This window comes from Paenibacillus sp. Z6-24 (assembly GCF_054161335.1).
Genome location: NZ_CP096398.1, coordinates 3169238 through 3183942, shown reverse-complemented (window position 1 = coordinate 3183942; position 14705 = coordinate 3169238). Strand labels below are relative to the sequence as shown.

Annotated in this window: 16 protein-coding genes; all 16 read left to right on the top strand. The window is 46.8% G+C overall.

Going from position 1 to position 14705, the window contains the following annotated elements; translation table 11 throughout:
- Positions 1–12 precede the first annotated feature (12 nt).
- The 16 genes from M1D61_RS13730 to M1D61_RS13655 all read left to right on the top strand — a co-directional run bounded on the left by M1D61_RS13730 (position 13) and on the right by M1D61_RS13655 (position 14681).
- The gene (locus M1D61_RS13730; RefSeq protein WP_017813687.1) at positions 13–378 is read left to right on the top strand and encodes a response regulator; all 366 of its coding nucleotides are present in this window, start codon (positions 13–15) and stop codon (positions 376–378) included.
- Between the two features lie 33 nt (positions 379–411).
- On the top strand, positions 412–921 hold the full coding sequence (locus M1D61_RS13725; RefSeq protein WP_458122509.1) for a flagellar biosynthetic protein FliO: 510 nt from the start codon (positions 412–414) through the stop codon (positions 919–921).
- Positions 918–1685: a flagellar type III secretion system pore protein FliP gene (gene fliP, locus M1D61_RS13720; RefSeq protein ID WP_458119167.1), complete on the top strand. Its 768-nt coding sequence runs from the start codon at positions 918–920 to the stop codon at positions 1683–1685. The genes M1D61_RS13725 and fliP overlap by 4 nt, the downstream gene beginning before the upstream one ends.
- Before the next feature lie 37 nt (positions 1686–1722).
- Positions 1723–1992: a flagellar biosynthesis protein FliQ gene (gene fliQ, locus M1D61_RS13715; RefSeq protein WP_458119165.1), complete on the top strand. Its 270-nt coding sequence runs from the start codon at positions 1723–1725 to the stop codon at positions 1990–1992.
- A gap of 11 nt (positions 1993–2003) precedes the next feature.
- Positions 2004–2801: a flagellar biosynthetic protein FliR gene (fliR, locus tag M1D61_RS13710; protein WP_458119164.1), complete on the top strand. Its 798-nt coding sequence runs from the start codon at positions 2004–2006 to the stop codon at positions 2799–2801.
- A gap of 24 nt (positions 2802–2825) precedes the next feature.
- Positions 2826–3914, top strand: coding sequence for a flagellar biosynthesis protein FlhB (gene flhB, locus M1D61_RS13705; RefSeq protein ID WP_458119163.1), 1089 nt, complete (start codon positions 2826–2828; stop codon positions 3912–3914).
- 70 nt (positions 3915–3984) lie between these two features.
- Positions 3985–5970, top strand: a complete 1986-nt coding sequence (flhA, locus tag M1D61_RS13700) for a flagellar biosynthesis protein FlhA (RefSeq protein ID WP_458122508.1) — start codon at positions 3985–3987, stop codon at positions 5968–5970.
- Positions 5967–7307, top strand: a complete 1341-nt coding sequence (flhF, locus tag M1D61_RS13695) for a flagellar biosynthesis protein FlhF (RefSeq protein WP_458119162.1) — start codon at positions 5967–5969, stop codon at positions 7305–7307. The genes flhA and flhF overlap by 4 nt, the downstream gene beginning before the upstream one ends.
- Entirely contained in the window at positions 7304–8194 is an 891-nt protein-coding gene (locus M1D61_RS13690) for a MinD/ParA family protein (protein ID WP_458119161.1), read from the top strand. Before flhF ends, M1D61_RS13690 begins: the two co-directional genes overlap by 4 nt.
- 27 nt (positions 8195–8221) lie before the next feature.
- Positions 8222–9679: a chemotaxis protein CheB gene (locus M1D61_RS13685; protein WP_458119160.1), complete on the top strand. Its 1458-nt coding sequence runs from the start codon at positions 8222–8224 to the stop codon at positions 9677–9679.
- 44 nt (positions 9680–9723) lie between these two features.
- Positions 9724–11823, top strand: a complete 2100-nt coding sequence (locus tag M1D61_RS13680) for a chemotaxis protein CheA (RefSeq protein ID WP_458119159.1) — start codon at positions 9724–9726, stop codon at positions 11821–11823.
- A gap of 30 nt (positions 11824–11853) precedes the next feature.
- Positions 11854–12312, top strand: a complete 459-nt coding sequence (locus M1D61_RS13675) for a chemotaxis protein CheW (RefSeq protein WP_458119158.1) — start codon at positions 11854–11856, stop codon at positions 12310–12312.
- Between the two features lies 1 nt (position 12313).
- Complete coding sequence (locus tag M1D61_RS13670) at positions 12314–12940, top strand: chemotaxis protein CheC (protein WP_458119157.1); 627 nt, start codon at positions 12314–12316, stop codon at positions 12938–12940.
- On the top strand, positions 12933–13430 hold the full coding sequence (locus tag M1D61_RS13665) for a chemotaxis protein CheD (protein ID WP_458119156.1): 498 nt from the start codon (positions 12933–12935) through the stop codon (positions 13428–13430). The genes M1D61_RS13670 and M1D61_RS13665 overlap by 8 nt, the downstream gene beginning before the upstream one ends.
- A 3-nt stretch (positions 13431–13433) precedes the next feature.
- Entirely contained in the window at positions 13434–13877 is a 444-nt protein-coding gene (locus M1D61_RS13660) for a hypothetical protein (protein WP_458119155.1), read from the top strand.
- 15 nt (positions 13878–13892) lie between these two features.
- Positions 13893–14681 (top strand): FliA/WhiG family RNA polymerase sigma factor, encoded by a 789-nt coding sequence (locus tag M1D61_RS13655; protein WP_046215384.1) that lies wholly within the window; start codon positions 13893–13895, stop codon positions 14679–14681.
- Positions 14682–14705 lie beyond the last annotated feature (24 nt).

Here is a 14705-nt window from a genome sequence, read left to right as displayed (position 1 = left end):
GATTTTAAATCAATGGCAAACCGAATTCTTATCGTGGATGATGCAGCTTTTATGAGAATGATGATCCGGGATATTCTAACTAAAAATGGATACGAAGTTGTAGGAGAAGCTCAAGACGGAGCACAGGCAGTAGAGAAATTCAAGGAACTTCGTCCGGATCTGGTTACAATGGACATTACGATGCCTGAAATGGATGGCATTGCTGCACTGAAAGAAATCAAAAAGATGGATGGCGGAGCTAAAGTAATCATGTGTTCAGCGATGGGTCAGCAGGCCATGGTTATCGATGCCATTCAGGCAGGAGCCAAAGACTTTATTGTGAAACCTTTCCAAGCTGATCGTGTTATTGAAGCGATTAGCAAGACGCTCGGAGTATAGGAGAATATTCCCATGTCAGGTTCAGCAGCCACAATGGGAGGAACAGGCGATTATATCCTAAACCTAGTTTGGGTTATAATCGTCTTGGCTGTAATAATAGGCCTAATTATTTTACTGCTTCGGTTCCTAGGCAGGAAAAATCAAACCTGGTTGTCCCGCCGTGCCATCCGCACTATAGGCGGGGTAGCTATGGGCCCAAACAAGTCGCTACAGGTGATTGAAATTGGCAGCAGCGTCTATCTGATCGGTGTAGGAGATGATATTACCCTTGTGGATAAAATCTCTGATCCCGAAGAGGCAGAACTGATTATAAGCTCTTTTCAATCCGAATCGGTGGAGCAGAATAACCTTCTTACTCCGCTAATCTCCAAATTCAGCAACCGTTTCCGTCCTAAGTCTTCCGTGCAAGAAGAAGAACTTGGTGATACGGATGCTTTCCAAGAAGTGTTCGAAAGCAAACTGCGCCAGATTCCGAATCGCCGGCAGAAGATGGAGGAACTGCTGAAAGAGGAAGATTCTACAGATCGGTCGAGGGATTCATGAAAAAAAAGCTGATATTAACCTTTATGATGCTTTTTCTAGCTAGCTTCTTATCGGTTCACCCCATATTTGCTGCAACTGCCGATCCGATACCGAATATCGATATCCAGATCGGCAATAACGATAATGCAGCGGATGGCCCGGCGACCAGTTCGCTGTCTATTTTGCTTATGATTACACTCATCAGCATAGCGCCATCTTTCCTGGTATTAATGACCAGTTTTACACGTATTGTGATTGTGCTCAGCTTTGTCCGGACTTCATTAGGGACTAACCAGATGCCTCCCAATCAGGTACTGGTAGGACTGGCTTTATTTTTAACTATCTTCATTATGTCACCCACCTTATCCCAGATGAATGAGGTTGCCTTGCAGCCTTATCTGCAGGGAGATATTAACCAGACGCAAGCTTTGAAGGCAGCGGAGAAGCCAATCAAGGAATTCATGTTCAAGCATACGCGAGAAAAGGATCTGCTTCTTTTCCTGGATTACACTGGTACTCCGAAACCAAACAATGTACAGGACATTCCGCTCTCGGTAATGGTTCCGTCTTATGCAATCAGTGAACTGAAGACAGCTTTTCAGATGGGCTTTATGGTCTTTATACCGTTTCTTGTCATCGACATCGTAGTTGCGAGTGTACTGATGGCCATGGGTATGATGATGCTACCACCTGTAATGATTTCACTTCCTTTCAAAATTTTGCTATTCGTACTGGTCGATGGCTGGTATCTTATCGTCAAATCGCTATTGATTAGTTTTAATTAGTGCAGCACCCAAAACACCGGATTAAGGGAGGTAAATCATGAGTTCGGAGTTTATCATCGGTATGGCAGGACAGGCGGTATACACCGTTTTAAAAATCAGTGCACCGATGCTTATTCTTGGACTTGTAGTCGGTCTGGTTGTGAGTATTTTCCAGGCAACTACACAGATCCAGGAGCAAACTCTTGCCTTTGTACCTAAAATCGTAGCTGTAATGCTCGCACTGCTGTTATTTGGTCCGTGGATATTGACAGTTATGGTTGATTATACTGGTAATATCCTCGGCAATTTATACAAATACATTGGTTAGGCTGATTGCTTATGGAGATACTGCAGCAAAGTTTTCCTGTTTTTTTGCTTATTTTTTGTCGAATGATCGCTTTTTTTGTAATTTCACCGATTTTCTCATCCAGAAGCGTACCCAATACGTTTAAGATAGGGATTGCTCTTTTTATCTCGCTTTTAATTTTTCTTATGAAGGGAACATCAGTGACCATATCCGAGGAACCGGGAATTTATGTACTGCTCGTTCTTCGTGAAGTGCTGATTGGTTTGCTGCTCGGCTATGTCGCTTATCTGATGTTCACGGTTATTCAAATGGCCGGTTCCTTTATTGATATTCAGACCGGTTTTGGTATCGCCAGTGTATTTGATCCTTTGACTGGTGCTTCGGCACCGATGATCGGTAACTTTAAATACATGTTTGCGATACTGCTGTTCCTGAGTATGAACGGTCATCACTATCTGATTCAATCCGTATTATACAGTTATGATTGGATACCGCTGGATGCAGAGATTATGAGTAAAATGATGGACGGTTCCATCAGTGAATTTCTTATTCGTACTTTTAGCAACTCGTTTATGATTGCTTTTCAAATGGCCGCACCGATCGTGGTAGCCATGTTCCTGACGGATGTGGGACTGGGATTCCTCGCACGTAGTGCTCCGCAGTTCAATATCTTTGTTATCGGGGTACCGGTTAAAATTATTGTAGGACTGTTAATGCTGATGTTGCTGACACCAAGTTTTGCCTATATTTTCGAAAATTTGTTTGGACAGCTATTTCAGGCCATGCAGTCTTTATTAAAGGTGATCGGCACAGCTCCACAGCCCAAGTAGACTCGGAGGAAGGGAGGCAGTAAATTGGCATTCAGGTTACGGATGAATCTACAGTTATTCTCTGGCGAGAAAACAGAAGAAGCAACACCCCAGAAGCGTCAGGAAACGCGTAAAAAAGGCCAGGTTGCCAAAAGTATGGATATACCAGGCGCGGCGATTATGCTGGGTGGGATATTATGTTTGATGATGTTTAATGATTTTTATATGAAGCGTATTACCTGGCTGTTTACAGATGCCTTTCTTCACCGCATGTCTACAGAGGTGACTATCGTCAATATTATGCAGATGTTGGGACAGTATGCCATACAGATTTTAATTTTATTGGCTCCGGTATTTAGCATTATCGTTATACTGGCTCTTGTAACAAGTTATGTTCAGATAGGCTTTCTTCTCACAGGCGAACCTGTTACACCTAAACTCAGTAAGCTAGACCCGATCAAAGGATTTAAAAACATTGTATCCATGCGATCTTTTGTAGAGTTTATTAAGTCTGTACTAAAAATGAGTGTAATTGGTTATCTGGTATATAGCACATTAGAAGGGGTAACACACGAGATTTCCAAAACAGCCTATATGTCTGTTGAGGCGATTCTTCACTTTACCGGGCAATTGACTGTTAGTTTAGCGATTAAAGTCGGAGTAGCGCTATTTATACTCGCGATACTTGACTACATGTACCAGCGCTATGAACATAATAAAAGTATTCGAATGTCCAAACAGGATATCAAGGATGAATATAAAAAGTCGGAAGGGGATCCGTTGATAAAAGGTAAAATCCGCGAAAGACAGCGCCGTATGGCGATGCAGCGGATGATGCAAGAAGTACCCAATGCGGATGTTATTATTACCAACCCGACTCACTTTGCGGTAGCACTCAAATATGACAATTCGCAAATGGCGGCGCCTCAGGTGATTGCCAAGGGTCAGGATCATATGGCATTACGAATTCGGGAAGTAGCCAAGCAAAATCGGGTCGTGATTATGGAAAATAAGCCGCTGGCTCGTGCATTGTTCGCCAGATCGGAAATTGGTGATTCCATACCGGCAGATTTGTTCCAGGCAGTAGCAGAAGTGCTCGCTTATGTATACAAAGTTAAAGGCAAAACAAAGTAAGGGATCGGAGGGCTGAATAACATTGAAGAAAAAAGACCTGGTTGTCCTTGTAGGCGTTATTGGAATTATCATGATGATGATCCTTCCGATCCCGGCATGGCTGCTCGACGTATTGCTCATCGTCAATATCTCGTTAGCAATGATTATTTTGCTGATTGCGATGAATACCAAGGAAGCGCTGGAATTCTCCATATTCCCGGCAATGCTGTTAATTACAACATTATTCCGCCTTGCGCTTAACATTTCCACAACCAAGTTGATTCTTGGAGAGGGCGAAGCCGGATCCGTTGTTGCTACATTCGGCAGCTGGGTAGCCGGTGGACAGATTGCGGTAGGTTTCATCGTCTTCCTGATTCTGGTCATTGTACAATTTATCGTTATTACCAAAGGTTCAGAGCGGGTTGCAGAGGTAGGCGCACGCTTTACACTCGATGCAATGCCCGGTAAGCAGATGAGTATCGATGCAGATTTGAACGCAGGTCTGATCAACGAACAACAAGCCAGAGAACGACGCAGCAAAATTGAACGTGAAGCTGACTTTTATGGTGCGATGGATGGTGCGAGTAAGTTCGTTAAAGGGGATGCTATTGCAGGTATTATTATCCTCCTGATCAACTTGATTGGTGGATTTATTATTGGGATAGCGATTCATGGAATGGCATTCGCTGATGCTCTTTCGACGTATTCCATATTGACGATTGGAGATGGTCTGGTCAGTCAGATTCCTGCGCTTCTCATTTCTACAGCAGCAGGTCTGATTGTTACTCGTGCATCTTCCGAAGGCAATCTGGCTGATGATATTACCAAGCAGCTGTTTTCTTATCCAATGCTGCTGTATATTGTTGCAGCGGTTATTACGCTGCTGGGTCTTTTTACACCTATTCACTTCCTTACGACTTTCCCGCTGGCTGTTCTGCTTTTCATTGCAGCCCGCCGAATGCAGGCGAATCTGACTCAGAAGATAGCAGAAGCAGAACAGCACGAGGAAGAACAACAGATCGAAGAAGTACGCAGTCCGGAAAGTGTCATCAACCTGCTGCAAATCGACCCGATCGAATTTGAGTTTGGTTACGGATTAATTCCGTTGGCTGATACTCAGCAGGGCGGAGATTTGCTGGATCGAATCATTATGATTCGTCGTCAATGCGCACTTGAACTGGGTCTTGTGGTCCCTGTTATTCGCATTCGCGATAATATTCAGTTGAAGCCTAACGAATATGTAATCAAAATTAAAGGGAATATCGTAGGCGGTGGTGAATTATTACTAAACCACTACCTGGCCATGAGTCCCGGTTTTGATGATGACTCCATTACAGGAATAGAGACTTTGGAACCAGCTTTTGGTCTCCCTGCTCTATGGATTGATGAATTGACCAAGGATCGGGCTGAACTGTCCGGATACACTGTAGTTGATCCGCCTTCAGTCGTAGCTACTCATCTAACCGAGCTGATCAAAAAGCACTCTCATGAACTGCTGGGGCGTCAGGAGACACGTTCTCTGGTCGACAACCTGCGTGAAAACTATCCTGTACTGGTGGATGAACTGATTCCTTCGGTTCTGTCGGTAGGTGACGTGCAGAAGGTATTGGTTAAATTATTAAAAGAGAAAATCTCTATTCGCGACATGGTAACCATTTTTGAGACGCTGGCAGATTATGGAGCTTATACCAAAGATCCGGATGTGTTGACCGAATATGTACGTCAGTCCCTTTCTCGGCAGATTACACAGCAGTTTACCAGCCAGGGTGAGACACTTCGTGTAATTACTGTTGGTCCTAATCTGGAGAAGAAAATTGCAGAAAGTGTGCAGCAATCCGAGCAGGGAACGTATCTTGCGCTTGATCCAGTATCTACACAATCGATGTATCAAAAAATTAATGAGCAGGTCAACCGTCTGCTTCAAATGGGACAGCAGCCTGTTGTGCTGACTTCACCGGCCATTCGTATGTATCTGCGCCAGCTGATTGAACGTACCATGCAGGATATACCTGTTTTATCCTATAGCGAACTGGAACCCAATGTTGAAATTCAAAGTGTCGGGGTGGTGAACTTATGAGAGTAAAACGCTATATCGTTGATACCATGCCGGATGCCATGCTGAAAATCCGTACAGATCTGGGCAGTGATGCAGTCATATTGAGCACCAAGGAACTCAAGACTGGCGGATTTCTCGGCATGTTCCAAAAGAAAAAGATTGAGGTTATCGCTGCGGTAGAGAAGGAGCAGGTACAAGAGGCGCCCAAGGCACAGCCTGAACCTGTCATTGCCGCACCAGCTCCAGTACCCAAAAAGGCAGTGCCTGATGCCTATCGAAAATCAAGTCAGGCTTTTGCTGAATCCATGCGCCAGGCGCTGGCTGCCGATCAGCCGGAAACGGCATCTTCCGCACAAGCGGTAGTGCCTCCTTTGCCGCAGGAAGAACCATTTGTTCCTGAAATGGATCGTACCAGACTTCAGCATATTCCAGCAGCCGCTGCGACTGTAGCGGAGCATGCCGTGAGCGATCCGGCTGATCAGATGTCGGAACAACGTCTGTTTGAAGAACTACGCCAGATGAAGCAGATGATGGCTGATCTGACGCGCGATAAGGAACGGGCCGAACTGCCTGAACCGCTTCATAATTTGATAAATCAGCTGAAATCACAGGGCGTGGAGCAGCCGCTGCTTGATTTCTGGATCGACCGGATTGCGGAGCAGTCTGCCAATCTGGAGACGATGACAGCAGCAGAAGCCAAATCTGCAGCTAAGTCACAGATTGAGCAGTTTACCGAAACACGAATTGGCGGCGGCATTGATCCGCAGACCCGGATTGTATACATTGCCGGACCGACAGGTGTGGGCAAGACGACGACTATTGCCAAACTCGCTGCAGAGCAATTATTTAAATATAAACGTAAAGTGGGATTCATCACCTCGGATACGTACCGTATATCCGCTGTAGAGCAGCTAAGAACTTATGCTTCCATCCTGGGTGTACCGCTTGAAGTGGTACAGTCGCCAGGGGATTTGCAGCGCTCACTGCAACGGTTATCCGAATGTGATCTAATCCTGATGGATACAGCGGGACGCAATTACCGGAACGAGCTGCTTGTATCCGAACTGCAGAGCCTGCTGGCTCCGCTGGAACAGAGCGAGACGTATCTGGTGCTGGCACTAACATCCAAAACGGAAGATATGCGTACGATTACAGATCACTTCAGCAAATATCCGCTGGATAAAGTTATATTTACCAAAGCTGACGAAACAGGAAGTTATGGCGCGTTATTTAATTTGCTGCAAGATCATCCGCTGCGCTTGTCCTATATGACCAATGGACAGAACGTGCCTGATGATCTGCTGATGCCAAGCCCTGATTTTCTGGCGAATCTGTTACTGGGAGAAATATTGCCATGATGGACCAGGCCCAATCGTTAAGAAACCTGATGTCTGCGAAAGCAAAAGCGCTGGAAGTTCCTGAACAGGGTGCGAAAAACGCCAAGTTTGTTGCCGTAACCAGTGGTAAGGGAGGCGTGGGCAAGTCGAATTTTACATTGAATTTTGCGCTTGCCTTGCAGCGTCTCGGACGTAAAGTGCTCGTATTTGATGCAGATATAGGGATGGCAAATATCGATGTTTTGATGGGCGTACGTTCGCAGTACAATCTCTCGCATCTTTTAAGCGGAGAAAAACAGATAAATGAAATTATCGAAAAAGGCGCCGGTTCATTACCGTATATTGCCGGTGGATCAGGCTTAAATTCATTATTTTCGCTTTCTGAGAAAGATTTAGTTTACTTTACTACTCAAATTCAAAAAATTACTGCCGATATGGATTATATCCTGTTTGATACAGGAGCAGGACTTTCGAAGGAAACATTGCAGTTCATTATGTCGGCTGATGAGTGCATTGTAGTCACTACTCCGGAGCCTACTGCAATCACAGACGCCTATGCGCTGATCAAGGTTGTGTACGGGATGGAAGAGAGCACAAACTTCAAACTGGTCGTCAACCGGGCAGAGAGTCAGAAGGAGGCGGTCCAGACCTCAGATAAGATCAGGCTGGTAACGAGTCGCTTTCTGAATCTGGAAATTCCAATGCTCGGCTATGTAAGTGACGACGCTCATGTTAGCCAGTCGGTGAAAAAGCAAGTTCCTTTTTCGATCAATGCTCCTGGATGTCACGCTTCACGGGACATTCAAAATCTGGCCATGCAGTATGTGGTTTCGCCGGATGCCCGCCAGGAAGGAAGCTTAACAGGAATCAAAGGATTTATACAGAAATGGATGCGGCGTACTAAATGATTCTGTAGGGACAGAGGTGCTATCATTATGGCAACTTATAAGGTACTGGTTGTAGACGACTCCCCGTTCATGCGAAAAATCGTTTCCGACTTGATTGAGGCGGACACTACATTCCAGGTTATTGACACAGCAAATAACGGGTTGGAAGCTACCCAGAAAGTCATGGAGCTCAAACCTGATGTAGTTACAATGGATGTCGAAATGCCCGAAATGAACGGGCTGGAGGCACTGAAAGTAATTATGGCTCAGCGTCCGGTGCCGGTCATTATGCTGTCGGGCATTAATGAGCAGGGCATGCGCGAGACGATCATGGCGTTGGAGAACGGCGCTTTTGACTTTATCCGTAAACCTTCGGTCAGCAATTCACAAGACATCGAAGAAGTAGGCCAGCAGCTGCGAAGACAGCTTAATACAGCCGTACACGTATTGGAAAGACGCCGCAAGCGGGCGGAACAGAAAAACATGGCGGCTGACGCTGCTCCGTCGCCATCCCTGCCGGGAGTTGAGAAAAAAAGGGAAGAGAGCATTACTCCTTTACCTTCTCAGGCAGTGCCTCACCCTAACAAACCGTCTATTGAGGAGCCAGCCAGGCGCTCTCAATCAGGCAGCCTGAATTCGCCGCCTGTTGGCAGACCTGCACCATCTCTGAACAACCGGGCAGCACGGCCTGGACGTACTGAAGATCTCAAGCCATCCAGACCAACTGCATCTCCCAAACCGGCAGAGCCGCGCACAGCTGCTGCGAATCCACTCAAGCCAGCTGAGCCCAAAGCACCAAAAGCTTCCGCCGGATCGGTGAGCCCGCTGACACGCAAAGAGCCGGAGAAGCCTTTTATACCATCTTCAGCTTCTGCTGCACCTTCGGGTCCTATTGCAGGTAAAACGTCCCATACAGACGCTCCTGCGGCTTCTATCGGCAAATTGGTAGCTGTAGGCTGTTCCACAGGTGGACCCAGAGCACTGAAAAGCTTTCTTGAAAAGATCCCAGCGAATTTCCCGGCCCCTATCGTGATCGTGCAGCATATGCCGCCGAACTTCACACGTTCTCTGGCTCAACGTCTGAACAGCCTAAGCCAGATTACGGTCTTAGAGGCTGAACAGGGAATGCCGCTTCAGCCGGGGACAGCTTATATTGCGCCCGGAGGTTATCATATGACAGTTGTCCGCAGTCAGGGCGGTTATCGTATCCAGCTTTCACAGGAACCTCCGCGCAATGGGCATCGTCCTTCTGTGGATACGCTTTTTGCCTCAATCCGCCCATTCTCCGATCTGCAGCGTTACGCTGTGATCATGACTGGGATGGGAAGCGATGGCGCGAAGGAAATGAAAAATTTATACGACAGTGGCGTAATCCCTACCTTCGCAGAAAACGAAGATACCTGTGTCGTGTACGGCATGCCGAGATCGGCTGTAGAGCTTGGATGTGTAAATCACCTCCTGCCATTACCTGAAATTGCGCCTAAACTTGTACAAATTGTCAAATAGCTTATAACAAGCACTATGTTACTTTATGGAGGAGGTGTCTCACGATGGACATGAATCAATATTTATCCATGTTTATTGATGAGTCGAACGATCATCTGCAGTCATTAAATGAAAAAATGCTGGAACTAGAAAGCAATCCCACGGATCTGGGTATTGTACAGGTTATCTTCCGCTCAGCGCATACGCTGAAAGGGATGGCTGCTACAATGGGATTTGAAGATTTGGCGGCGCTGACCCACCAAATGGAGAACGTACTGGATCTGGTGCGTAACGAAAAGCTGGCTATGCAGGAATTTATCTTTGACACATTGTTCAAAGGTCTGGATGCCCTGGAATCAATGGTACAGGACATCACGCAGGGCGGCGAAGGTAAAGCGGACGTTACGGCGATTGTCGAATCGCTGCAAGCTATCGTACGCGGTGACGTTCCGGCAGCAGGCGCTTCTGCACCCGCTGCAGCGGCAAGCTCACCAGCAGCCGCTCCGACGGCTGCAATCGCGGTTAAAGACAGCCAAGGCATTCAGCTGGATGAGTTTCAACAATCTGTCATTGAACAATCCATGGCAGAAGGCCACCAGGCACTCTACATGGAAGTGGCAATCCGCGAAGACTGTCAGCTCAAAGCGGTTCGTGCCTATATGGTATTCGACCTGCTGGAGCGCTACGGCGATGTAATCAAATCCGAACCGTCCACTCAGGATATTGAGCAGGACAAGTTCGAGCGCAGCTTCTCACTGTACTATGTAACACAAAAAGATCCGGCTGAACTGCAACCGATGGTTACCAGCATTTCCGAAATCGAGAGCGTGAATGTAACCCGCCTGGATGCCCAATCACTCAAGGAAATGTCTGCCGTTCCGGCAGCAGAACCCGAAGCGGCACCCGCAGCGGAACAGCAAGCTCCGACTGCTGCAGCACCGGTCGCAGTTCCTGCAGCACCGCCAAAAGAAGCGGCTGCTCCAAAAGCTGCTGCCAAAGCACCGGCACCGGCACCTTCCCGTACGATTCGCGTAGACATCGATCGTCTGGATGTACTGATGAACCTGTTCAGCGAATTGCTGATTGACCGTGTTCGTCTGGAGCAGCTGGCAAGTGAAGTCAAGGTTCCTGCTTTGACTGATACGGTAGAGCACATGGGACGTGTAAGTACAGACCTGCAAAATATCGTCTTGAAACTGCGGATGGTACCCGTAGACACTGTATTTAACCGCTTCCCTCGTATGGTACGTGACCTTGCTAAGTCGCTTGATAAGAAGCTGGATCTGGTTATTACTGGCGCGGAGACAGAGCTTGACCGTACTGTTATTGACGAGATTGGCGATCCGCTTGTCCATTTGCTCCGCAACTCTGTCGATCATGGCGTAGAGCCGGTAGCTGACCGTATTGCAGCCGGCAAAGAAGAGATAGGTACAGTGAAGCTGAGTGCCTTCCACAGTGGTAACCACGTATTCATCGAGATTGAAGACGATGGCCGCGGGATCAACCGTGAGAATGTTCTCAACAAAGCGATTAAAAACGGAATTGTTAGCCAGGATGTAGCTAACACAATGAAGGATGAAGAAGTGTACCAGCTTCTGTTTGCGCCGGGCTTCAGTACAGCTGAAGTGATTTCGGATGTATCTGGACGCGGCGTTGGTCTGGATGTAGTTAAATCCAAGATCACTTCACTGGGCGGCCATGTTATGGTAACTTCCGAACTTGGAAAAGGAACGAAGTTCTCGGTACAGCTTCCACTGACACTGTCTATCATTTCGGCAATGCTGATCCGTGTTGGATCGGAAAAATATGCGATTCCACTGACTTCAATTGTGGAAACCGGCATTATCAAAGCGAAGCAGGTACGCGACCTGCATGGCAGTCAGCTGATTCCTTACCGTGACACGCACATCCCGCTTCTCTCCCTAAGCCGCGTCTTTGAAGTTCCTGACTTCGATGAGCGTGAAGAGGAAGAAACCGAGATTGTTGTTATTCGCAAAGGAGACAAGCTGGCAGCAATTGCGGTAGAGAACTTCATTGGACAGAACGAAATTGTTCTGAAGAGCCTGGGAAGTTACCTGCCGGAAACGCGCGGCATCTCCGGTGCGACAATTTTAGGAGATGGCCAAGTCGCTTTGATTATTGATCCGAATGCATTTATCAAATAATGCATTCCATTTATTGAGGAGGATTTACCCATGGATGAATTAAAAGTTATCGTTTTCAAACTAGCAACGGAAGAATACGGCATTGAAGTCGACAAAGTACAGACAATCGAGCGTATGATGCCAATCACCCGCGTCCCGAAAACACTTGGTTTTGTTAAAGGTGTTATCAATCTTCGCGGTGTGGTTATCCCCGTTATCGATCTGCGTGGACGGTTTAACCTGCCGTCCCAGGAATACAATGACCAGACTCGTATTATCATCGTTGAAGTCGAAAAAATGCAAGTCGGTTTTATCGTGGATTCCGCGAATGACGTAGTGGACATTAAACGCAGCAGCATCGAGAAACCGCCTGAAGTAGTAGGCGGCGTCAAAGCAAAATATCTGGACGGAGTAGCAAAGCTTGATGAAGAACGGCTGCTGGTTATGCTCAATCTTGCAGAAGTACTGGACAAGACCGAAGTGGTCCAGTTAGAAAGCATCGAGGACTAATATGGATCTGTTCAAAAATCTTGAAGGGTTCAAAATGGATGTGCTCAAAGAAGTGGGGAATATTGGGGCAGGCAATGCAGCCACTGCCCTCTCCCAGCTTCTGAACAAGCCCATCGATATGGCAGTACCTAAAGTGCAAATTCTTCCTTTCGAACAGATCGCCGAAAAAGTGGGGGGTCCTGAACAAATCGTTCTGGCTATCTTTTTCCGGGTCGAAGGAGAAGCGCCGGGTAACCTGTTTTTTGTACTGACACCAGAGGCGGGAAAAGGCCTGTTACACCGTATGGCAGGCATTGAAGCCAGCGACGATGAATTTTTTACAGAAATGGAGCAGTCAGCACTCGCAGAAATTGGTAATATATTAGCAGGGTCCTATTTATCTTCTCTTGCTGACTTTACCGGACTGTCCATGAGCCCTACCGTTCCGGGACTGGCGATGGATATGGCGGGAGCCATTCTGAATTACGGACTTCTCCAGTTCGGTCAAATGGGCGATGATGCCCTGCTGATCGACACCACATTCCTGGAAGGGAATGAAGAAGTAGAGGGACAGTTTTTCCTGATTCCGGATCCCGAGTCATTTGATAAAATATTTAAATCGTTGGGAGTTCCGCTCCAAGATGATTGAAGAACAAAATGTTGTCAAAGTAGGTATGGCCGATTTGAACGTCGTGAAGACATCCGGAATTATTCGAACGACGGGATTAGGCTCGTGTGTTGGCCTTACACTGTATGACAAAAATGTTCAACTTGCCGGTATGGCTCACGTTATGCTGCCTTCTTCTGATATCGCACGCGAAGGGCAGCTCAATATTGCAAAGTATGCAGACACCGCACTGCCGGCACTATTGCAAAAAATGCAGGACATGGGTGCTATACGCTCACGCATGGTCGCCAAAATGGCCGGCGGAGCACAGATGTTTACTTTTTCAAGTGGTGGTGATCACATGCGGATTGGTCCTCGTAATGTGGAAGCCTGTAAATTATTTTTAAAAGAATACAATATTCCTTTGCTCGCCGAGGATACCGGTGCGAACTACGGACGTACCATTGAAATGAACTGCGTTACTGGTATGTTGTCGATTCGCAGCGTACAAATGGGTAAGAAGGAAATATAGGGTATGGCAGGAAATATTAAACTTAACCTTTGGTTTGGGATAATAGGGTTTGTCATTACCTTTCTTGTCTCTTTTGGAAATAATTTATGGACCACAAGTCTTTTTAGAGGAATATTAGGATTTGTAGTATGGTTCCTGCTGGCATTCGTACTGCGCTTCATTTTGGGGATTCTTGCGAACCCCGCAGGCGCAGTACCGAAAATGCCGCCCGGGGACGAAGAATCAATTCAACAGGAACTTTCTCAGGACGATCAGGACAGAGGAAGCCGTTTTGATGTTGTGACACCTGATCAGGATAATGAGTTGCATGATTTGCTGACACCGAAGCCAGCAAATTCAGGGCAGAAGGACGAATTTGCTCCTCTAAACCCTCCGAAACTGGTTTCAACCAAGCAACAAGATCCAGAGGAACTGGCGAAGGCTGTACGCCATCTGACACAAAAGTAAGGAGGGTGAAAGCAATTGAGCGAGCAAAAAGGAAGTCATCTTAACCACATCGAATTATGGATTCAATGGAAAGAACATGGCGATGTAGAAGCCAAAAAAAGATTGATTGAAAACCATCTCGGCACTGTTGAATATGTCTCAAGCCGCCTTGCTATCGGTCTCCCCAAGAATGTATCCAAAGATGATCTGATGAGTAATGGAGTTATGGGATTAATCGACGCAATCGAAAAATTTGACTATAAACGCGGTCTGCAGTTCGAGACGTATGCATCCTGGCGTGTAAGAGGCGCTATTCTGGATGGTCTGAGACAAGGGGATTGGGTCCCGCGCTCAGTACGTGAGAAAGCCCGCAAAATCGAAGATGCTTATCAGCAGCTGGAGCAAAAGTATATGCGCTCTGTCTCTGATGCCGAAATCAGCAATTACCTTGATGTCAGTGAACGTGAATTTCAGACCATGCTGCAGGATGTCGCAGTGATGACTATCACCTCGCTGGAAGATCCAATTCGGGAAGAAGAATCCGAAACGCGGATGTCTCTGATTGTGGATGAAAAAGCCAAAAATCCGGATCGTTCCGTGAATGATTTTGTACTGAAAGATCTGCTGATGAAAGGGATCGAAAAGCTTACCGAAAAAGAACGAACGGTTGTGTCACTACTTTATTATGAAGACCTGTCACTCAGTGAAATCGCAGAAGTTATGTCACTGTCTCCGTCCCGGATCTCACAGTTGCACTCCAAGGCAATTCTTCGTCTCCGCGGAGCACTTGACAAACAAAGAGGTCTGTTAATGCAAGACATGTGAACGCCGCTATAAGCAGGAAAGGGG